We start from the raw sequence: 21700 nt of genomic DNA, 5'->3' as shown, positions 1-21700 counted from the left end.
AAACATCACGGCGCGGGCCGGCTTCAGCCGGTCCGCGCCGTGGCGTCAGGCGGATATGTGCTGCTCGCTGCCGTGCCCGTGCGAGGCGTGGTGGTCGCGGCGGTGGGGACGCAGGCCGGAGAGGTCATGGCGTACCACGGTGTTGCGGTCGGCGACACTCGCACCGAGGGCGAACTGCGGCCAGTAGCCCAGGATCTCCATGCGACTGCGCTCGCTCCACCGGCGGGCCGGCTCGCTGCGGCTCTTGTAGAAGTTGAGGGCGTAGCCGCCCGTGTACAGGCGCAGCAGGGAGAACCCGCCGGGGTACTCCTTGGCGGCGGCGATCTCCTGGTGGGTCACGTTCGGGGCCAGCGGGCTGATTGTGCGCTTGTTGCGGTGGGTGTGGCCCGCATGATGCAGGAATAGGCCCGGCATCCCGGAGTAGTCCTGCAGGATCGTGGCCGCCTGCGTGCCGTCCAGCGAGTTGCTGGGAGTGATGGGGAACGCCGAGTCCTGGACGACGAGCGGGTGGTGGCCGAAGACGATCGTCGGACGGTCCTGGTCGCGGTGCAGCTGGTCGCGGAACCATGCCATCTGGTCGGGAGAAAGGGCTCCGGCGTCACCTCCGTTGCCCGGCTTGTCGTAGGTGTCGATCCCGATGACCCGCAGCTCGTTCAGGGAACGGGTGAAATAGGTGCGCTCGGCCTGCGCGGGGAAGAACCGGTCCGCGAAGCAGTCGTTGCCCTGCCACAGCCCGGCGCGGCAGTACGCGTACGGATCGCCGAGGTGCGCCCGGTCGTGGTTGCCGGGGGTGACGAAGTAGTCGTCCCGGTACGCGCCGAACCTGCCCAGCAACTGGTGGGCCTTGCTGAGGTCGACGGGCACGGCCTCGGCGGAGATGTCGCCGGCGGCGAGCAGATAGTCGGCGCCGAGCGCCGTCACGTCCCGCACCAGGGACTCCAGCATGACCTCCGGATACGGCGGCAGGCCCGGCTCCTGTTGGATGTCTATGTACTGGGGCTGGCCGCCGACAAGTCCGGCCTGGGTCTCGCCCATGTGGAGGTCATTGCAGAGCGCGATGGAGAACAGGTAGCGCCCGGGCGGGGGTTCGGGCGTGTTGAAGGCTCCCCTCCCTGAAGGGAGGGGATTCTCCACCCTCCAGGGTTGAGCGGGGATGTACGGCTCAGGCTGCCACCGGAGCCAGCGGCTCAGGTGGTCTTACGCCCTCGACACCGTCCGGGTTCCAACCTGCCCGGACCAGCATCACGCGGGCGGAGTTCTTGTCCCTGGGGGACACGGCTGCGCACACGGTGCAGGTATACGTTCTCATCGAGAGAGGGAGTGCGTGCTTGGTTCTCGCCCCGCACGTTGCGCAGTCCATCGTGGTGTGCGCCGGGTGCACCAGACGGACGTCCCGTGCGTGCTTGCGCCCCATCTCGATCAGGGCGCGCTTCGTCGCCGCGATGGCCGCGTCGGCCGCCTTGCGGGCCATGGTGGTCTTCGCGAGGAACTTCGGGCGGAAGTCCTCCACCGCCACTCCGTCATGATCGCGCATGACGGCCTTGGCCCACTTGCGGCCGGTGTCCTCACGCTGCCGCGCGATCTTCCTGTGCAGCTTCGCTGCCTGTGCCTGCGCCTTCCGGTAGCCGGTGGATGCACGCTGTCCTTTCGGTCGCCGGCGCCGGGCCATCATCCGCTGGTACTTCGCGAGCCGCTGAGCGGACCGCTTGCCGAGTTCGGCATGCGGAAGGTCGTAGGCGTCATCCGTGGTGGTCGCGGTCTCCTTTACACCCCAGTCCACGCCCAGGACGTGGCCGGTCTCCACAAGCGGCTCGACCTGGGCCGGGGCGACGAAGGAGGCGTACCAATGCCCGAGCGTGTCCTGGTACACGCGCACGCTCGACGGGTCGGCCGGAAGAGCCCGCGACCACACCACGCTCAGCACGATCTGGCCCGCAAGGTGCAGACGGCCCTCCTTGAGGCGGAAACCGCGCCGGGTGTAGTTCAGCGACGGTCGGCTGTCCCGCTTGCGCTTGAAGCGGGGCATCCCCGCCCGGCGGTGCTGCGCAAGCCCGTCCTTGACGTCCTTCAGCGCCTTCGCCCTCGACCTGGCGAACTCCCGAATCACCTGCTGCTGCGGCACGCTCGCGCCCTCAGCCAGCCACGCTGTCACCCCGCGGGCGTCGGTCAGCATCCTGTCCAACTGCGCCGGACCACACGTCAACTTCTCGCCGCCCGCTCTGCTCTGCCCGTGGGCCTGCCGGGACTTGGCCACGCATTCATTCCAGAGCCACCGGCAGCGATCCCACTCGGCTTCGAGTGCGCGCCGGGCTGTCTTCGACAGGCGTACACGGAAGGTGTACCGGGCATGCCCGGTGTCCTTCGTGGTCGCTTCTGTCGTCATGCATCCGAACCTACCTGGGAGGACTGACAGTTGAGAGTTCTTGACCGTTGTGGGCGGCATCACGGCCGTGCGGGGTGGACGCCGGATCGCCCTGACGGCGATCCGGCTGTCCCTGCCCTGCTCCGCAGGAGTCCGATTCCTCCCCGGCCTGAAGGCCGGGGCATCCTCGGAGAAAGCCGGTGAAGCTGTAAGGGCCGGTGCCGTCGAGGCCGTAGTCCGAGGTTCCGACAGCGTTGCCCTTGATCAGGGTGAAGGCCGTCGGAGGGACCGGCTCGCCGTGTGAGGTGGCCTGGTAGTAGTAGGTCCGGCCAGGCTCCAGGCCGGTCAACTCGACGTAATGGTACGGCGTGTGAGAGGATATGCCGGTCGCGACGCGGTTGAGGCGGTCAGGGTGGGTTCCCCAGCGCACCTCTCCGTCGGAGGGCGTCGGCACCATGCGGCCCAGTCCGTCGTCGCTACCGGTGTACCAGGTGATGACAGCGCGGTCCTCGGTGAGCGTGACCAGCTCGAGGTTGGCGGGAGAGATGTCGTCCCCGCGGGTCGCGGCCGAGGCGACGCCGTGGAACGCGGTCGCTCCGACGGGCGCCGCCGCGGCCACCGCCGCCCAGCGCAGAAGGTCTCTACGGGTGAAATCACATCCAGGCATGCCCTTGTGAGTAATCGCCGCCGTTGAACACGGCATGTACGACGCGCCACGTCCGTCATTACTTTGCCGCTCGGGGCACGAATGAGGAGATGGGGCCCGGATGACGGATGTGGTGGCGGTGGCCGGTTCGGGGGAAAGGCAGCCCCCTGTCGGTGCCGGCTCTAGCCCAGGACAGCGGGCTTGAGCACCTCCTCGCACCACTCGCGGAAACCGGTGGGCGCAAATTCGGGGGTGCTCGGCTCAGTGGCGCCGTAGAAGTCCTGGTCGTTCAGGGCGTCCACCATGTCGACCAGTCCTTGGGCCCACGCCTCACTCGCGCCGAGACGCAGAGCCGACGCCTTGTAGTCCGCGCTGCTAATCAACTGGGCGCTCACGGGCCGGTCCAGCACCTCGGTGACGACCTGTGCCATGCCTCCAGGCAACAGTGCGTCGGGTCCGACCAGCGGGACGTCGTGCTGCCCGGTCCAGGAGACGTCAAGCAGCAGCCGGGCCGCCGTGGCGGCGATGTCGCGGGTCGCGCATGTGCGCAGTACACGGTCCTCCGTCATCGCCAGGAAGAACACCCCGGCGTCACGGATCGACGCGGCCTGACCCAACAGATTCTCCATCAGGAACGGCGGGCACAACGCGCGGTAGCGCACACCCGTGGCCATGATCGCCTCGTCCATGGCGAGTGAAGCGGAGATCTGCCCGGCGTGCTTCGCCACTGCGCGGCCCAGGGTCGAGACGCTGACAACACGCTCGACACCCTGGCGCTGGATCACCTCGCACAGTGGCTCGGTGAAGTCCTGGAAGTGGCGCTCGACACTGTCGGCCCGGGGTATCGGGGGCACCAGCCAGAACAGGCGCTCCGCACCCTCGCACGCCGCCTCCAGCACTGCTGGATCGGCGTGTGATCCCCGTACTACCTCGACGCGTTCACGCACTCGGGCGGAAAGCCGGGCGGGGTCGCGGGCGATCACTCGGATCCCCGCCGTGCCGTCCGGCGCGTCCATGAGGTGGTCGAGGACCTGCCGACCGATCTGACCGGGGGGTGGTGACGACGATCATCAACGACTCCAAGAGAGGGGCGTGGCTGGATGTCGTCGAGCCTGCTGCAGGGCTCCCCCGAACTGAAGGATCGATCCGCTCACGCTTGTTACCCTGAAGGCAATACCGAACGGAAAAGAGGGGGCCGGCGTGGAGTCCCGTCCGCTGCGCTACTTCGTCACCGTCGCCGAGGAACTCAACTTCACCCGCGCCGCCGAGCGGTTGGGCATCTCCCCGCCGCCCTTGTCCCGCGCGATCCGGCAGTTGGAGAAGGAGATGGGCGTCACCCTCTTCGAGCGGAACACCCACAGCGTGGCGCTGTCCCCGGCTGGAGAGGTGCTCCTCGCGGAAGCGAGGATCGCCCTGGACGCCCTGCAGGCCGCCGAGCGGCGGGCCCAACGCGCCGCGGCGAGAGAGCCGCAGCTGATACTGGCCGTCAAGGCCGATGGAGACGCAGGCCTGTTGGAGCCGATCCTCGCCCGCTTCACCTCGGAAGCCGCGGCCATACCGGTCACCGTCCGGCTGTGCGGCTGGCACGAACAGCCGCGACTGCTGCGCCAAGGCGAAGCCGACGCAGCCCTGGTCCATGAGCCCTTCGACCGTACCGGCCTCGACTCGGAGACGCTGATCGCCGAACCGCGCGTCGCCGCACTCGCCGCCTCCCACCCCCTCACCGCCCGTGGCCGCCTGGCCCTCGCCGACCTCGGCCTGCACTCCGACGATGTGCCCTCGTTCATCGACCAACACCGCAGCCAGGGCCGCGATCTCGCCCAACTGCTCACGCTCGTCGCACTCGGCGGCCCCACTCCCCTGCTGCCCGCCTCCGTCGCCGCTCGCTATCCGCGCCCCGGTGTCGTCTACCGGCCGGTTGCGGACGCACCACCGTCAGTCCTGACCATCGCCTGGCCCCAACACTCCCGCTCGACCGCCACCGCGGCGCTCGTCCGCGCCGCAGCCTCCGCGGCAGACACCGTCCGTCAGTCGAAAGCGGCCTAGTTCTGTGGGGCACCGCCGTGCCGGAGGCCCAGTGCCGCCCCCGCGGTGCACGGTCAGCACTGGCCGGGCGAAACGAGGGAACAGCCGGCCGGTCGCCCCACGGCCACCGCATACCGGATCGAGGGCGGCGGTGCTGCACTCCGTCCTCACCAACGGCTGACCGACTGGTTCGGCTGCCGTGGGACGGAAGTCGCGGGCCTTCACCATGCGGTACGGCCATCCCACGCAGCCGGCACTGAGCGCGGCGACAACGGCGTGGGCGAGCTGCAGATCCTTGGAGAGCACGCTGGTGAGGTCGGCAGCGGACGCCCGGTGGCTGCCACCTCTGCCCTCGCTCGCGGGGGCATCCTGCACATCACGAGGACGTCTTTATCCGGTCCTGAAAACGACGGGGTACGACTTGAAACACGGAACGCGTCAGGGCCGCACCCGACACTCGGGTGCGGCCCCCTGTCTTTCCCCCCAACCGCACCACGCCACCAGATCCCCGCACGGCGATCTCCCGGGCCAACCGGTTGCGTTGCCGGACAACGACCCCCCGCCCCGCACCCCCACCACCGCCTTTATCCGGACCTGAAAACAACCGGGTACCACTAGAAACACGGAACGCGTCAGGGCCGCACCCGACACTCGGGTGCGGCCCCCTGTCTTTCCCCCCAACCGCACCACGCCACCAGATCCCCGCACGGCGATCTCCCGGGCCAACCGGTTGCGTTGCCGGACAACGACCCCCCGCCCCGCACCCCCACCACCGCCTTTATCCGGACCTGAAAACAACCGGGTACCACTAGAAACACGGAACGCGTCAGGGCCGCACCCGACACTCGGGTGCGGCCCCCTGTCTTCCCCCCAACCGCACCACGCCACCAGATCCCCGCACGGCGATCTCCCGGGCCAACCGGTTGCGTTGCCGGACAACGACCCCCCGCCCCGCACCCCCACCACCGCCTTTATCCGGACCTGAAAACAACCGGGTACCACTAGAAACACGGAACGCGTCAGGGCCGCACCCGACACTCGGGTGCGGCCCCCTGTCTTTCCCCCAACCGCACCACGCCACCAGATCCCCGCACGGCGATCTCCCGGGCCAACCGGTTGCGTTGCCGGACAACGACCCCCCGCCCCGCACCCCCACCACCGCCTTTATCCGGACCTGAAAACAACCGGGTACCACTAGAAACACGGAACGCGTCAGGGCCGCACCCGACACTCGGGTGCGGCCCCCTGTCTTCCCCCCAACCGCACCACGCCACCAGATCCCCGCACGGCGATCTCCCGGGCCAACCGGTTGCGTTGCCGGACAACGACCCCCCGCCCCGCACCCCCACCACCGCCTTTATCCGGACCTGAAAACAACCGGGTACCACTAGAAACACGGAACGCGTCAGGGCCGCACCCGACACTCGGGTGCGGCCCCCTGTCTTTCCCCCCAGCCACACCACGCGGCCTGCCGTCCCGGGCACCCACCACCAGCAGGCACAGCACATCGTGCGCCTCCTCGAGAGAGCGTGACCAAGCGCTTGGGCACGCGCTCGACGGAAGCGAAGTCGATCTCATCGAGGTCTCGGTGGTCGCCGTACCCCGTGCCTGGGCAAGGCGGCCGGCCTCCCGGACACGCGCGTCCGGTGACGTGAACAGCCCCGGCCGGCGAGGGCACCGGTCGGAGCTGATGAGCGAAGTATGGTCGTGAAGGGCAGTCGCCTCTCGGCGAAAGGCTCCATGAGGCTTCAGTCGAACGATCGTCCTCATGGGCAAGAGGTGAAGCCCGGGGACACTGTTCCCCTCACCACTACGTCCCCTTCAACCACCAGCACCCGGCGAATGTTCCCGCGCCGCCGAAGGCACGTATCGGCAGTGCCGAGAAGGCCCGGACGGCTGAGAAGCTTTCCTCTATGGAGGACAAGGCAGGCGGGGTCGTGGGCCGGTCGGTTCGCCCGGGCAAGTACTCACGTGTGGAGCGGGAGAGACGGTTTCTGCTGGCCAGGCCCCCGAGACCGTCTGCGGTGACTGCCACGCGCGTGATCACGGACCGGTACGTGGTCGGTACACGGTTGAGGCTGCGGCGAGCCGACTTCGCGGACGGTCGCCGCGAACTCAAGCTCACTCAGAAGGTTCCCCTCCCCTGGCCCGGCGCCGTCCAGGGCCTGATCACGAACACGTACCTGTCACCGGCCGAGTACGACGTGCTCGCTGCGCTGCCGGCCGGACTGTTGTCCAAGACTCGCTTCAGCGTCCCTCCCCTGGGTGTCGACGTCTTCGACGGCCGCTTTCAGGGCCTGGTGCTCGCGGAAGCCGAGTTCACCAGCGACACGGAGGCACAGTCATTCGTGCCCCCTGCCGAGTGCGTGGCGGAGGTCACCGACGACGCTCGCTTCACCGGAGGACGTCTTGTCCAGACCTCCCGCGAGGAACTGCTCGGGTGGCTGGCCGAGTACGGGCTCCATCCGGGGAGCTCCGAGCATGCCGCTCAGTGATACCAGGAGTAGTGGTCGCGTCGTCAGCGACGGCGCCGACGAGCGGGCCCGGGCGCGTCCTCCTCATCAGCGGCCTTCATGTACCGCGGATCGAGGGGCGCGATCCTCACGCCACGGGCTCAGGGATGCTCTGCTCGACCCAGACGGTTTTGCCGTCGTCGGTGTAGCGGGTTCCCCAGCGTTCGGAGAGCCTGGCGGCCAGGAGCAGCCCTCGGCCACCTTCGTCGGTGATGCGGGCGTGGTGCAGCCGTGGGGACGTGCTGCTGCCGTCGGAGACCTCGCACGTCAGCACATGGCTGCGGATGAGGCGCAGTCTGACGGGGGGTTTGGCGTAGCGGATGGCGTTGGTGACCAGTTCGCTGGCAATGAGTTCGGTGGCGAACGTCGTCTCGCCCATGTCCCATGCCGCGAGCTGCTGGGTGACGAGCGATCGGGCTGTGGAGACCACGGATGGGTCACAGGGCAGGTCCCATGACACGACTTGTGCGGGGCTGAGTGTGTGGGTGCGGGCGATCTGGACGGCGGCGTCCTCCCGAGGGTGGGCCGGGACGAGTGCGTGGGTGAACATGCTGCATGCCTGGCGGACGGGTCCTGTGTAACCGGTGAGAAGCTCGGCCATGCGCCGGCGGGTCTGGGCTTCCGACTGTTCTTGGAAGAGGCCGGGCGTGTACAGGGCGAGCAGCGAGTTTTCGGGGAGGTCTATGTCGATCTTCTCGAAAGGTCCGTCGGAGCAGCACAGGGGGGCGCCTGTGGGATGGTCCAGGGTGGCGGTCGTGCCATCCGGGTGCACGATCACGGGCCAGGGGTGGCCGGCGCTGGAGAGGGAGCAGTGCAGCGACACGGGGTCGTAGATCAGGTAGAGGCAAGTGGCGCCGGCCTCGTTCGCGTCGGCGTCCCGCACCGGCCGTGGCTTTTGTGTTCTGTGACCGTCGTCCTTGCTGAGCCGGCGCGCCAGGTCGTCCAGTCGGGCGAGTAGTTCGTCCGGTTGCAGGTCCATGTCCGACAGCGTGTGGACCGCGGCGCGGAGCCGTCCGGCGGCTGCGGCGGTCTGCAGACCGTGGCCCGGCGCACGGCCGGCCACGAGGGCCACGCGCGCTCCGGAGAGGGGCACGGCATCGACCCAGTCACCGCCGGAGCCTGCCTGTACGTACGCGTGGCCCTCATCCAGCGTGTGCTCAGGCAGGTGGCCGTCCGAGCGCAGGGCGTGTTGCAGTGCGGCCAGGGAGTTGCGTTCACGCAGGTACCGGCGGGCGTTGTCGAGGCATGCGGCGGTGCGCTGGGCGAGTTCCGCGGCCAGGGTCAGGTCGTCCTGTTCGAACGGTCTGCGATCTGCCCAGCGGCAGAACGTGGCGACTCCGAGGGCGCGGTCCTGGGCGACCAGGGGGACGACCATCAGGGAGCGGGCCTCTTCCCGGTGTGCCGGCAGATCGGGCAGTGTCCGGCGCCCGGCGGCGCCGAGCGGATCGAGGATGCGCGGCTCGAGGTCGGCGAGAGCCTCGGCGGCGGTCACCGGGGGGAGGGTACCGTCCGGATCGCCGGGCGTTGTGGGGTCTTCGTCGTTCCGGGTGCGGGAAGCCGCGCGGCGCAGCACGATGTCGGGTTGTACGGGGCCCGGTTCCAGATCCTCTCCGGCAAGTACCGGCTCCAGAACTTCCACCGCCATGCTGTCGGCCAGCCCCGGTACGGACACCTCTGCCAGACCACGAGCAGTGTCGAGCACGTCGAGGGTCGCTCCGATCCGCGTGCCGGCCAGCGCCAGCACATTCAGCCGCTCCTGCGCCAGATGACGGGCGGTGACATCGACGGTTGCGTCCGCGATGCCCAGCAGCCGGCCTTGCTCGTCCTCCAGTGGGAAGACGGAAGCTGAATAGACATGCTCATGCTCGGGGTCTCCTGGAGGGCGCATCCGCTTTTCGACGCCGATCGCCGACCGTCTGGTGACGAGGACCTGCTCCATCACACGCTCTACCGACTCCACGGCGAAATCCGGCCATACCTCGGTGGGGCGCTTGCCGACGGCTTCTTCGACCGAGGTGCTCTCCATGCCTTCGGCTGCGGGGTTGAAGCGGATGATCCGCAGGTGGGGGTCGAGGAGGTACAGGCCTACGGGTGAGACCGTGAAGAGTGTTTCCAGGAGGGCGTGGTCGAGTTCGGCTGTCGCACTCGCCTCGTGTGCGGGGGCGAGCGTCACCGTCCACCTCGTTGCTGCGCCACCTGCGCGCTCGGGTCGGATACCCAGTCGGCAGGACACGATGGCACTGTTCGCGTGTCGCAGCCGGACGGCGAGGGTGTCATCGGCGGCGTCCGGCTGTGGAGGGGGGCCGGCATCGACCAGCAGGTCCGTCACAGGGCGCCCCAGTATCGCGTTCGCGGGGTAGCCCAGGAGCCGTTGGGCTGCGGAGCTCCATCCGACCACTGCGCCCTTGTGGTCGATGAGGATGTGGGCCGCCTGCTCTTCTGAGACCACCTCATGGTGGCCGCCGCGCTCGGTGGCATGAGATGCACCCATGTTCGTCAGCTTTCAGTCGCCTCAGAGCTCGGTATGCCCCCAGTGTCCTCCGCGCCGGGCACCCACGACATCGGAGCCGCGTCGCGGCCGGGAGCACCTCGAGGTGCGCCCCGCCGTTGGCCGACCGAGGTGAGGAACATGGAAGGAGCGGGTGGCTCCAGCAGTTTCTCGATCCTGGCCGCGAGGAGTTCGCACTCGTCGGGCACGGTGGTGCGCGAGGCGGCCAGGTACGACAGCGCGGCATGCGCCCGGCGAGTACAGCCCCACACCGCGCAGATCCGAGCATGTCCCGGTGGGTCGTGCAGCGGGGCGTATCCCGTCCTACGGCTTGCGCCGCTCGCGCACCGGCTGGGACACCCCGTTGTCCGGTCTGCGCCTCACGGAGTTGTGGGCTGCTGCGCCAGGAACCCCAAAAGCTCCCGGTTGACCTCGTCAGGCCGTTCCTGCTGGGTCCAGTGGCCGCATCCGGGCAGGATCACGCCACGCACCAGCTGCGGCGCCGCCTGTTCCACGGCGCTGAGGGTGGCGTCGGGGCCGCGCAGGCCGACGACCATGTCGCGGTCACCGCCGATGTACAGCGCCGGCATCTCGATCCGGCGGCCGCGGAAGGCTGCGAGCAGTTCCCAGTTGCGTTCGATGTTCCGGTACCAGTTGAGACCCCCGGTGAAGGCCCGGTCGCCGTGGCGGACGTAGTCACGAACGAAAACGTCGATGTCGTCCTGGGTCAGCCAGCCAGGCAGGCTTTTCGGCTCCGGCATCACATCCAGCAGCGACCCACCGTCGGGGACGATCCATGGACCGGGCGGGTTGGCGTACGGGCTGTCCCCCGAGGCGCCGAAGAGCATCCGGCGGAACGTGGTCTCCGGGTCGCGGGCCAGCACCGCGTCCGCGACCCCGGGGTCCTGGAAACCGACCTGGTAGAAGCCCTCGCCGAACCTCTCGCGTGTGACCGATGGCGGAGTCATTCCCCCGGGCAGTACCGGCGGGACGCTCAGGCCCGCCACGGCGCGCACGACGTCCGGGCGCAGCATGGCCGTCACCCAGGCGACGGGGGCGCCCCAGTCGTGGCCGACGAGGACCACACTCTTCTCGCCCAGCGCTTCGACCAGGCCGATGACGTCGCCGGCCAGATGGAGCAGGCTGTACGCCCCGACGGCCTCCGGCTGCTCACTGCGGGCGTAGCCGCGCTGGTCAGGGGCGACGACCCAATACCCCGCCGCAGCCAGCGGGCCGATCTGATGCCGCCATGAGTACCAGCTCTCCGGGAATCCGTGCAGGAGCACAACCAGCGGGCCCTTCCCCTGCTCGGCGACGTGCAACCTGACGCCGTTGGCCGTGACGAACGTGTGCTGGACCGTGTCCGACATGCGACCTCCGAGTTGATCTGCGTTCCCAGCCGGCCGCCCCCTATCACTGAGCGTAGGCCGGGCGGAGAAGAAGGTGTCGTCTGTGACCACCAGGAGAGTCGGAGCTGTGGCCCGCGACGGCTGGCACGTCCTGTGGGTTTCCCCCTTCTCCGGTGTCGCCGACGCCGACCACCAGGGCGGGATCCCCCCTCCTCCGCGATCTCGGCGACCAGGCAGGATCCGGGGTGCGCCGAGGTGCGGGTCCATGACGCGGCGCGTGCCTTGCCCCGCGTCGCGGCCGGTACCTTCGGCCCCGCCGTACGACGCCCGGTGCCCTCGTTCATGGAAGCGCCACGCCACAGCATCGGACATTCTGGACGCGCGGGGAGAAAATAGGAATTCCCGACTACGTTCGATTGCTGCGCCTCAGAGAGACCAGAGCTTCGCCAGTACCCGGTACCCGCGCGCGGATGTCACTGCCCAGCCCGTTTCCTGGTCGCCCGGTGCACGACAGGCGACCTGAGGAGGACGTCATGCACAGCACCCCGCTGGACCCTGACCGGGTCGTGACATCCTCGCCCGTGCGCGCTGTTGCAGGACCGCAGCATCGCGACGCGCACAGCGGCCGTATCCGGCTGAGTGGAGGCTTCGCCCTTCTACTCCTTTGCGTTGCGCTGTTCGCCGGTGTGCGGCTGATTCTGGCCGCCATGGGCCTCGAGATCATGGGGATGGCCGAGTACTCGGCGCTGATCCCGGTCGTGGCCGCCGCCGTGCTGCCGCTGCGGCAGACCTTGATCGTGGGCGTTGCCAACCTGGCCGCCGCCACTGCCGTCTACGGCATCCTCCTGCGGGACATGTCCCACGCGAGCCAGGTCACGGTTCTCACGGCGCTGGCCGCCGCGCTGCTCATCAGCCTGGCCGTCTGCCGCGCCCGGATCGCAGGGGAGAGGCGCCTGAAGCGACTGATGATCGCTCGCGAGCGGCTCGCACTCCTCAGTGAGGCCAGCCGTCGCGTCGGCAGCACCCTGGATGTGGCCCGCACCGCCGACGAGCTGACCGAGGTCGCCGTCCACCGCTTCGCGGACCACGCCGCCGTGGATCTCTTCGATCCCGTTCTGCAGGGCGAGGAGCCCGCCCGGGGGCCGCACCGGGGCCCGATCACCCTGCGCCGCACCGCTGGGCGATCGGCCTCGACCGGGCTCCCCGCAACGGCACCGCCGAGCCCGGCCGTCACCTACCCCCAGGGATCGGTGCCCGCCCTGAGTCTGACGACAGGCGAGCCGGTGCACGTGGAGGTCAAAGATGCCGCCGACCGCGGCTGCTGGCCTGCCGATCCGGGCGACGTCGGCGCGCAGGCGCTCCACTCCGCGCTGGCCGTGCCGCTGCGCGCCCGCGGAGTGACCCTCGGCATGGCGCTGTTCACCCGCTCCGAACGCAGGGATGCCTTCGACGCCGACGACGTGCTGCTGGCGCAGGAGATCGGGGCACGTGCCGCGGTGTGCGTGGACAACGCGCGCCGCTATACCCGCGAGCGCAATACCTCGGTGGCCCTTCAGCGCAGCCTGCTGCCCCAGGTGGTCCCCCCGCAGCCGGCCGTTCAGGCGGCCACGCGCTACCTGCCTGCGGACCTCGGGGCCGGGGTGGGCGGCGACTGGTACGACGTGATCCCGCTGTCGGGGGCCCGCGTCGCCCTGGTCGTGGGCGACGTGGTCGGCCACGGCGTCCACGCGTCGGCGACGATGGGGCGGCTGCGCGCCGCGGTCCGTGCTCTTGCCGACATCGACCTGCCGCCCGACGAGCTGCTCACCCACCTCGACGACGTCGTCATTCGGCGACAGGCGGAGGAGGCCCGCGCACTGGCGGGCGGGGGCGTGGCAGCAGCGGATATCGGCGAGGTCGTCGCGACGTGCCTCTACATGGTCTACGACCCGATCTCACGCTCCTGCACCGCCGCGCGTGCCGGTCACCCGCCACCGGCTGTGGTGCGTCCGGGAGCAGGCGCCGAGTTTCTCGACGTTCCGGACGGACCTCCGCTGGGTGTGGGCGGACTCCCCTTCGAGACGGCCGAGGTGCGCCTGCCCGAGGACAGCCTGCTCGCCCTGTACACCGACGGCCTCGTCGAATCCCCCCACCATGGCCTGGGCGAAGGGCTCGAACGTCTACTGAAGGCCCTGTCCGAGCCGATGTGCTCTCTGGAGGACGCCTGCGACCACGTGCTGGACATGCTGGTCGACGATCGCCCCCGAGACGATGTCGCCCTCGTCGTCGCCCGCACTCAGGCACTCGACAGCACGTGTGCCGCCGCCTGGGAGCTGTCGGAGGATCTCGCCGAGGTCGCCCGCGCTCGCGATCTGGCCGCGCTCCAGCTGGCCGGGTGGGGTTTGACGGAGGCGGCGTTCACCATGGAACTCGTGGTCAGTGAACTGGTCACCAACGCCATCCGCTACGGCGGCGGCCCCATACAGCTGCGCCTGATCCGCGACGACACCCTGATCTGCGAGGTGTCCGACGGCTCCACCACCGCCCCTCACCTGCGGCGGGCCCGGACCTTCGACGAGGGCGGGCGTGGGCTGTTCATCGTGGCACAGCTCGCCGAGCGCTGGGGCACCAGGCAGGGGACCGACGGGAAGACCATCTGGGCCGAACTCGCTCTCCCGCCCACACCCGTCCCCGCGACCGCCGCGCCGTGACCCGGCGAAGACCGCACACGCCGATGGCACGGACAGGGGCGGGAACACCTGCTGCTGCTGACGGCCGCACAGGGGGTGACAGCCGGTCGTGGCGCGCACAACCTACCTAATGCGGAATGATCCGCTTTTTTCTGCAGCGGTCCCATCTCGCCGCTGTGCGACATATCACCCCGTTATGCCCTATCTGTTCTTTCGTGTCGCGTATTTAACTGTCCGGGAATGCGTGGGGGGGAAGCCAGGCGTATTCAGTGCGACGCACTGCCGCCGAGCACGCCCAGCCCGAGACGAAAGCAACGTACCCACGTGCCCAAGCTCTTCCTCCGGAATGCCCGCGGCCTGCACCGGGCCGACCGCGGTCCAGCCCTCTGGATTTCCAGGCTGCCGCGCCCCTCACTGCTCGCCTTCGTCCTCACCGGCTCGGCGGCGGCCTACGTCATCAGCGGCACCCTCCACCTCTACGGAATGGCCGCCATCGGACTGCTCTCGGTCAAGCTGCTGCTGTCCCTGACCTACCGGCCCTTCCGGGCCGGCACGCAGGACACGGGCACGGACCGGCTCGACCTGGTCGCGATCATCCCCACGTACAACGAGGATCCGAACACCCTGCGGCGCAGCCTGCGCAGCATCCTGGCGCAGAGCCGCCCGGTCTCCGTGGTGCACGTGGTCGACGACGCGAGCGGCGACCTGTCCGCGGTCCAGGCCGCCGAGGAGATGGCCCCCCAGTTCGCCCGGGCCGGGATCACTCTGCGGATCCACCGCCAGCCGGAGAACAAGGGCAAGCGCGAGGCCCTCGCGGTCGGCTTCCGGGCCAGTCCCGACGCCGGTGCCTACCTGTGCGTGGACAGCGACACCGTCTTGGACCCCCAGGCCGTCGAGGAGCTGATCAAGCCGCTGACTAACCCCCGTATCAAGGCGGTCACCGGTCTCGTCCTCGCACTCAACCAGCGCAAGAACCTGCTGACCCGGCTGATAGACCTGCGCTACGGCAACGCCTTCCTCTTCGAGCGCGCCGCGTACTCGCGGCTGGGCTCGGTACTGTGCTGCTGCGGCTCGCTCGTGGTCTACCGCGCGGATGTCGTCCACGCCAACCTGGACGACTTCCTCACCCAGCGGTTCCTGGGCCGTCCGGCCGTCTTCGGCGACGACCGTCGACTGACCAACTACTGCCTGATGCGCGGGCAGGTGCTCTTCCAGTCCACCGCCGTCGCCTACACCGCGGTCCCCGAGCGTCTCGGGCACTTCCTGCGGCAGCAGGTGCGGTGGAACAAGTCCTTCTTCCGCGAGTCCCAGTGGGCGCTGCGCAACCTGCCGCGCCTGCGCCCCGGCTGGTACCTCACGTTCCTGGAGGTCGCGACCTGGCTGGTGTTCACCGGCGCCGCGATCACCTCGCTCGCCGTCAAGCCGGCCACCGACCCCGGCAACATCCTGCGGCACCTGGGCGGCTACCTCGTCTTCACCGCCGTCATGGGATACGCGCGCAGCGTGCGCTACCTCGACGTGCCTCGGCCGGGCGTCGACTTCGTCGGCCGCCTGGGGATCTACGCTCTGGCCCCGATATACGGAGTGCTCCACCTGGTCCTGCTGCTGCCGATCCGCATCTACGCCATCCTCACCATGACCCACGGCAAGTGGGGCACCCGGCAGACGGGCGTCGAGGTCACGGACGACGCCGGCGCCACGGCAGGGCTCTACCGGGCCATGCAGGACACCTACACCCCCCAGCCCACCACGTCGATCCCGCACCAGGCGGCCCTGGGCAGCAGGGCGCCGTCCCCTTCCTGAACGATCACTCGGCAACCGCGCCGGCGGTCGAACCGGCCCGGCCGCACGCGTGGCGGTGATGGAGCAGGCCTGCCCGATGTCCTCGGAGACGGACCGGCACACGCCCCGCTCCCCCCGGCAGCCGCTGCCGTGCGGCCGTCACGGCAGCGGCATGAGCCGGTAGAAGACCGTGGTCACCAGGTCGCGTGCCCACTCGGCGTCCAGAAGTCCCGGGCGGAACAGAATGCGGTACATCATCGGTGCCACGACGTGGTCCATCACGATGTCGGTGCCGGGTACGTGTTCTCCGCGCTCGGCGGCGCGGGCGAGGATGATCTCCACCTGGTCGACGGCGTAGGCGGAGCACTGTCCGGCGTTGGTGCCTTCGGGGTCGCCGGCGAGGGCGTCTCGGATGTAGGACCGGCCCGCCGTGGACGACATCTCTTCGAGAAAGTCCACGGCCCAGTGCTCCAGGTCCTCACACAGGGTCCCGAAGTCGTGCGGGGGCGCCTCAGGACGCAGTCGCTCCACCGCGACGTCCGCCAGGAGTTCCTGGAGGTCCCCCCAGCGACGGTAGATCGTCGACGGGGTCACACCGGCGCGCGCGGCGACGAGGGGGACGGTGAGGCCGACGCGGCCCTGTTCGGCCTGGAGTTCGCGTACGGCCGCGTGCACCGCTTGCTGGACCCGGGCACTGCGACCGCCGGGGCGTACCGCTGGTCTGGGGCTCATACACGGCACCTTAACGCAAAGTCGTTGCTTGAATTCTTGACTCGAGCACTGACCTGCCAGGTCCGGTCAGGGACGCCCCTCGACCCAATAGCCGCCATATGGCGACCTGGACGACACGCGCGCCGCTCCCCCGGGTCGACTCATGGGCACGGGCCGGCCCTCAGGACCGCGGCCTCATCCAGACTTGCCTTCCTTAAAGCTCATGATTTGCGTTAGCTCACCCTGGGCGATACCGTCCACTAAGGCCAAGAAATGGCTTTAGCTTGATGGAAGGACGTCATGCGTCGCGCCGTCCCCGGGGTACCCGCTCGTCGGACGGGACTGGCCTGGCGCTCGTCGTCCGCACTGAATGCGGTACCGGTTTCGGCGCATTGCCCGAGGGGCACGAAGGAACCCGCCCCTAGCCACCGTGCACGATCGCGCCGGCACCCTCGCCACCTACTGCGGGCTCCGCTACCTGGCCATGAGCGTCCCGTCGGCGGTCGCCGGACTGCTCACAGTTCGCTACGGGCTCCTCACCACGACCTTGCTCTTCGGCGCCGCGGCGCTCGCCCTGGATGTGATCGCTGCCGCCACGGCCCTCGCGCGGGCACACCCCCACTCCGGACACCATCCTTCGGCTGGCGCCACCTCCCGGAACACATCCGATGCCATCTCCGTGCTACTCCCCTCCCCCGCCCCGCCCGCGCATGCCTCGCTCCCCCTGAAGGAGACCTCACATGAGCTCGACAACTCCCGCATCTGCTCCCCGCGGTACCGCGCCGACCTGGGTAGTGGGCGACGTGCTCGTGCACCGCGTCGACGAAGCCGAACTCCCCGCGCGGACCGGTCCCTGGCTGCTGCCCGGCGCGACCCCCGACGTCGTGAACCAGGCGCCATGGCTTCAGCCGGACTTTGCCGACGACGGCATCCTGCGTCTGGCCAGCCACAGCTTCGCCCTCGAGGTGAACGGCCTGCGTGTGCTCGTGGACACCGGCATCGGCAACGGAAAGACCCGCGCCAACCCCGCCTGGCACAACCTCGACACCCCCTACCTGCAGCGACTCACCGACGCCGGCTTCGCGCCCGAGACCGTCGACCTGGTCGTCCTGACCCATCTGCACACCGACCACGTCGGCTGGAACACCCGCGACGACAACGGCACATGGGTCCCCACATTCCCCAACGCCAGGTACGTGGTGTCTGCCGCCGAGTGGGACTACTGGACGGACGTGGAGATGGAGGCGCCTCGGCAACAGATGTTCCGCGACTCGATCCACCCGATCCGCGCCGCCGGTCAGCTCGACCTGATCGACGTGCCGCCGACGACGGGACTGGGCGGTACGGGCACCGAAGTGGGCCCCGGCGTCCGCTTGTTCGCCACGCCCGGCCACACTCCGGGGCAGGTCACCGTCGAGCTCCACAGCGGGAGCCGCTCCGCCGTCATCACCGGCGACTGTGTCCACCACCCCGTGCAGCTGCTTCATCCCCACATCACCAGCTGTGTGGACATCGACGCCGACCAGGCCGAGCGCACCCGCCGCGATCTGCTGGCCGCACTTTCCGACACCGACGTCCTGGTCCTGGGGAGCCACTTCCCCCCGCCGACCGCCGGCGTAGTCGTGGCCGAGGGCGGCAACTACCGTCTCGTGCCCATTCCTGGTGTCACCCCGTCCGCCTGACTGATGAGCCCGCGCCCGTACCGCTCCTGCAGGCGCCCGACAACGTCGCTCCCACCGCGAGGACATGACGCCGCTTCTGGTCGACCTTCACCAGAAATTGCCGTACCGGCACCGCTCAACTCACCGATGACTCAGACGACATGTTGTACGTTGAAACTCGCTCCCGATGATGACGTGTCCAGCTCAGCACTTGCGGTACCGAGGGTGGTCGGAATGGCGGCTCTGGAACTGGCGGAACTCATCGCGCAGTTACGCGCGGAGCTCACCGAGGCGATGCGTGCCGGCGAAGACGCCGGACTCCGGTTCGAACTGGGACCGATCGAACTGGAGTTGGCCCTGACCGTGGGCAGGGAGGGCGGCGCCCAGGGAAAGATCAGATTCTGGGTCGCGGAACTCGGCGCCGACGGCAAGATCACAAACACTGCAGCCCAGCGCATCAAGCTGGTTCTGGAGCCCCGACCGACCCACACGGTCGATGGCAGGCCGATAACCGTGTTGATCTCCGGCAGGGAGGTCGACGGCGAGCGATGAGTACGGGGACAGAGGCACCTGCGCGTGCGGCGGTGGACACATGAGTACCGCGTCCCTGGACCGCGCTCGCGTCGCCGAGCTACTGTTCACTTGCGCTGAGGGCCGGCGGCGTGACTCGGGCTACCGGGTCACCGGCGACGCCGTACTGACTGCGGCCCATGTGCTGAAGGGCGCCGTATCCGTAGACGTACGGTTCGAGCCCGACCTGCCCGGAGAGTGGACCACAACCGCGGTGTCCTGGTCTGCCGACGCGGCTTCGGACATCGCGGTGGTGACTGTCACTCCGCGGCCGGACGAACCGGCTCTGCCACCGGCTCGCTTCGGGCGGATCAGGGCACGGGCCGCTCAACTGCCCGTGCAGGCAGTCGGCTTCCCTCGATGGAAGCTGCGCGCCGACCGCGTTGATCCGCTGGCTGAGGGCACCGGGAGCACGGCGACCCGGTACCGGGACAGCGCGCACGTGGTGGGATCGGTGGCGGTCCTGTCGCAGTGGCGGGAGCGGACCCTGGAAGTGGTCGTCTCCGCCCGGCCCGCGCCTCTCGCCCCGGAGAACAACGGCGCGGTGTCTCCGTGGGAGGGCATGTCCGGGGCCGCACTGTGGGCGGAGGACCGGATCGTCGGCGTCGTCACCACACACCACCTCGGGGACGACCTGGGGATCCTGACCGCCGCCCGGTTCGACCTGGCGCTCGACGGACTCGATCCGGACCGGCGGGTCCTGCTCCGGGAGTTGCTGTCCGTCCCCGAGCAGTCCGCACAGCTGCCCGACGTCGTACCAGCCCCCGACCAGGGGGACGAGGAGTTCGCCGACCGATACCGCGGCTTCATGGCACGCACGCTCGACCGGTTCGAGTTCTTCGGCGTGGGCCCGCACGGCATCACGCGCCGGCACAGGTTCGCCACGGGCTACGTCCCCCTGACGGTGAGCCGGCGGGACCCGCGGGACGAGGCGATCGTGACCGCCGGAATCCGAGCCGACCAGGCCCTCGGAAACCGATCACGCGCCCTGGTGCGCGGCGTGGTGGGCTCGGGCAAGAGCACGCTGCTGCGCTGGCTCGGTTTCCGCGCCGCACGGACCCCGAGCGAAACGGGTGAACCGGCGCCCGTGCCGTTCGTCCTGGAGCTGGCGCGGTTCGAAGGCGGCCGACCGCCTTCCCTCCACGAGCTGATCGCCCCCGTGCTGCGCCCGGAGATGCCCGAGGGCTGGATACGGCGCATGCTGGCAGCGGGCCGCGTGCTCCTGCTTCTCGACGGACTGGACGAGATACCCCCGCGTGAGCGGATGCACATCGAGGAATGGGTCGAGGAGCACGTGGAGGCGCACCCCGGCACCCGGTGCATCGTCACCACCCGCCCCTCCATCGTGGCCGAACAGTGGTGGGCGGACCGCGATTTTCAGCAGTACGACCTGCTGCCGATGAGCCGTCACAGCATCGACGAGTACGTGCACGGCTGGCACGAGGCGGCACGCGCCGACCAGCCCGGCACCGCCTCCGGTGACGAGATACGCAAGGAGCTGACGCACTGCGAACGGCAGCTGCTGATCACTCTGTCCAACCGGTCCGCGCTGCGCGGGATGAGCGCCAACCCGCTGCTGTGCGGGCTGCTGTGCGCGCTGCACCTGGAGCGTGGCGAGCATCTGCCGGAGAGTCGCAAACAGGTCTACGACGACGCTCTGGAACTGCTGCTGGTGCGCTGGCCGCATCTGCGACGCCGGTACCGCGCGCGGGAAGGCGGCGAGCGGAACGGCGGCTTCGCACCCGCATCGGACACCGTGTCCGAGCCGCCGCTGCGCTACGAGGGGATGCTGAAGCTCCTCCAGCGCATCGCGTTCTGGCTGGTCCTCAACCGCCAGCTGGTGCTCACGCCGGAGCTCGCCCGGCGCCGGGTGGAGTCGTCCATCATCGGGCTGCGCGGCGACGTGGACCCGGACCGGTGCTGCGATATCTGGCCCACGAAAGCGGGGTCGTACGCGAACTGCCGGACGGCTCCCTCGAGTTCGTACACCGTACCTTCCGCGACCACCTCGCCGCGAAGGAGGCGGTCGACGAGGACAACCTCCCGATGCTGCTGGACAACGCCGACAAGCCGCAGTGGCATGACGTGGTGGTCATGGCGGGCGCCCATGCCCGCCCATCAGAACGGATCCAGTTGCTACGGCAGTTGCTGGCGCGTAGCCGGGCCGAACCCGGCCACCGCGACGCCCTGTACCTGCTCGCCGCCGCCATCCTGGAGCAGACCGACGTCCTCCCGCAGCAGACCGGGAACTCGCCCGACGTACGGCAGCTCGTCAACGACGCCATGGCCGAGCTGATTCCGCCCCGGACCGCGGTCGCCGCCGACCAACTCGTCGAGGCCGGCCCGATCGTCCTCGACCTACTGCCCGACCCCAGGGGCGTGAACGACGAGCAGGCCGTGCTGGTGGTGCGTGCGGCGGCCAGGGTTGCGGCCCGCTGGAACCCACCCGGTGCGGTCGAGAAGATCCTGCAGTACACCGTGGAAGGCTCCCCGAGCCGCGTGATCAACGAGCTCCTGGAGGCGTGGGGGCGGCACGGAGACTACGAGACGTACGCGCGCGACGTGCTCGGAGAGGTCGACTTCAGCCGTTTCGGCGTCGAGTTGCAGAACGGTCGGCGTATCGACCACATCGGCCACCTGAGGACCATCTCCGACCTGACGCTGCGCAACAACGTTTTCGATCTGCGCCAGCTCGCCACCCTGCCCCGGCTGCGGCGCCTCACCCTGCGCGACAACGACATGACCTCGCTGCGTGCCCTGACCGGCGCCCAGTCCCTCCGGGTCCTGGTTCTGGACCGGTGCGCCAGGAACGCCGGCGCCCTGCCCGTGGACCTTTCCCCGCTGCGCGAGATGCAGCTGTCCAGGCTCGTCATCTCCGGGATCACCACCCGGGCGGACCTCGCCAGCCTGGCCGACATACGACT

13 protein-coding genes and 1 pseudogene are annotated in these 21700 nt (G+C 69.4%); 7 read left to right on the top strand and 7 right to left on the bottom strand.

The window, feature by feature from the left end:
• Nucleotides 1-45: 45 nt before the first annotated feature.
• The 4 genes and pseudogenes from ACQEXA_RS49280 to ACQEXA_RS49265 form a co-directional block, all read right to left on the bottom strand.
• A complete protein-coding gene (locus ACQEXA_RS49280; protein ID WP_432923707.1) occupies nt 46-1134 on the bottom strand; it encodes a metallophosphoesterase family protein in 1089 nt (362 codons plus the stop codon).
• 28 nt (nt 1135-1162) lie between these two features.
• Nucleotides 1163-2383 carry an RNA-guided endonuclease InsQ/TnpB family protein gene (locus ACQEXA_RS49275; protein WP_433133131.1) on the bottom strand — a complete coding sequence of 407 codons (1221 nt, stop codon included), beginning with the start codon at nt 2381-2383 and terminating at the stop codon, nt 1163-1165.
• Nucleotides 2384-2393: 10 nt separating this feature from the next.
• Nucleotides 2394-3029, bottom strand: a complete 636-nt coding sequence (locus ACQEXA_RS49270; protein ID WP_433133129.1) for a fibronectin type III domain-containing protein — start codon at nt 3027-3029, stop codon at nt 2394-2396.
• Between the two features lie 161 nt (nt 3030-3190).
• Nucleotides 3191-4079 (bottom strand): annotated as a pseudogene (locus ACQEXA_RS49265) (NAD(P)H-binding protein).
• 129 nt (nt 4080-4208) lie between these two features.
• On the opposite strand from ACQEXA_RS49265, the gene ACQEXA_RS49260 reads away from it, so the two are divergent.
• Nucleotides 4209-5054: a LysR family transcriptional regulator gene (locus tag ACQEXA_RS49260; protein WP_432923713.1), complete on the top strand. Its 846-nt coding sequence runs from the start codon at nt 4209-4211 to the stop codon at nt 5052-5054.
• 2003 nt (nt 5055-7057) lie between these two features.
• Nucleotides 7058-7528: a hypothetical protein gene (locus ACQEXA_RS49255; protein ID WP_432923715.1), complete on the top strand. Its 471-nt coding sequence runs from the start codon at nt 7058-7060 to the stop codon at nt 7526-7528.
• A gap of 106 nt (nt 7529-7634) precedes the next feature.
• On the opposite strand, the gene ACQEXA_RS49250 is transcribed toward ACQEXA_RS49255, so the two are convergent.
• On the bottom strand, nt 7635-10037 hold the full coding sequence (locus ACQEXA_RS49250; RefSeq protein WP_432923717.1) for a SpoIIE family protein phosphatase: 2403 nt from the start codon (nt 10035-10037) through the stop codon (nt 7635-7637).
• A 377-nt stretch (nt 10038-10414) separates the two neighbouring features.
• On the bottom strand, nt 10415-11404 hold the full coding sequence (locus tag ACQEXA_RS49245; RefSeq protein ID WP_433133127.1) for an alpha/beta fold hydrolase: 990 nt from the start codon (nt 11402-11404) through the stop codon (nt 10415-10417).
• 512 nt (nt 11405-11916) lie between these two features.
• Between ACQEXA_RS49245 and ACQEXA_RS49240 the strand changes: the two genes are divergently transcribed.
• Both ACQEXA_RS49240 and ACQEXA_RS49235 read left to right on the top strand, forming a co-directional pair.
• Nucleotides 11917-14073 carry an ATP-binding SpoIIE family protein phosphatase gene (locus ACQEXA_RS49240; RefSeq protein ID WP_433133125.1) on the top strand — a complete coding sequence of 719 codons (2157 nt, stop codon included), beginning with the start codon at nt 11917-11919 and terminating at the stop codon, nt 14071-14073.
• 303 nt (nt 14074-14376) lie between these two features.
• A complete protein-coding gene (locus tag ACQEXA_RS49235) occupies nt 14377-15855 on the top strand; it encodes a glycosyltransferase (RefSeq protein WP_432923723.1) in 1479 nt (492 codons plus the stop codon).
• A gap of 138 nt (nt 15856-15993) precedes the next feature.
• Here ACQEXA_RS49235 and ACQEXA_RS49230 read toward each other — a convergent pair whose 3' ends face one another.
• The gene (locus ACQEXA_RS49230; RefSeq protein ID WP_432923725.1) at nt 15994-16566 is read right to left on the bottom strand and encodes a TetR/AcrR family transcriptional regulator; all 573 of its coding nucleotides are present in this window, start codon (nt 16564-16566) and stop codon (nt 15994-15996) included.
• A gap of 719 nt (nt 16567-17285) precedes the next feature.
• Here ACQEXA_RS49230 and ACQEXA_RS49225 point away from each other — a divergent pair.
• The 3 genes from ACQEXA_RS49225 (at nt 17286) to ACQEXA_RS49215 (ending at nt 21072) form a co-directional block, all read left to right on the top strand.
• Nucleotides 17286-18227: an MBL fold metallo-hydrolase gene (locus ACQEXA_RS49225; RefSeq protein ID WP_433133123.1), complete on the top strand. Its 942-nt coding sequence runs from the start codon at nt 17286-17288 to the stop codon at nt 18225-18227.
• A 213-nt stretch (nt 18228-18440) separates the two neighbouring features.
• The gene (locus tag ACQEXA_RS49220) at nt 18441-18758 is read left to right on the top strand and encodes a trypco2 family protein (protein WP_432923729.1); all 318 of its coding nucleotides are present in this window, start codon (nt 18441-18443) and stop codon (nt 18756-18758) included.
• A 40-nt stretch (nt 18759-18798) separates the two neighbouring features.
• On the top strand, nt 18799-21072 hold the full coding sequence (locus ACQEXA_RS49215; protein ID WP_433133121.1) for an NACHT domain-containing protein: 2274 nt from the start codon (nt 18799-18801) through the stop codon (nt 21070-21072).
• The last annotated feature ends 628 nt before the right edge of the window (nt 21073-21700 follow it).

This window comes from Streptomyces sp. CA-106110 (assembly GCF_050936285.1).
Classification (GTDB): domain Bacteria; phylum Actinomycetota; class Actinomycetes; order Streptomycetales; family Streptomycetaceae; genus Streptomyces.
Note: the sequence above shows the minus strand (reverse complement) of the source record. Positions and strands in the feature narration are given on the sequence as shown.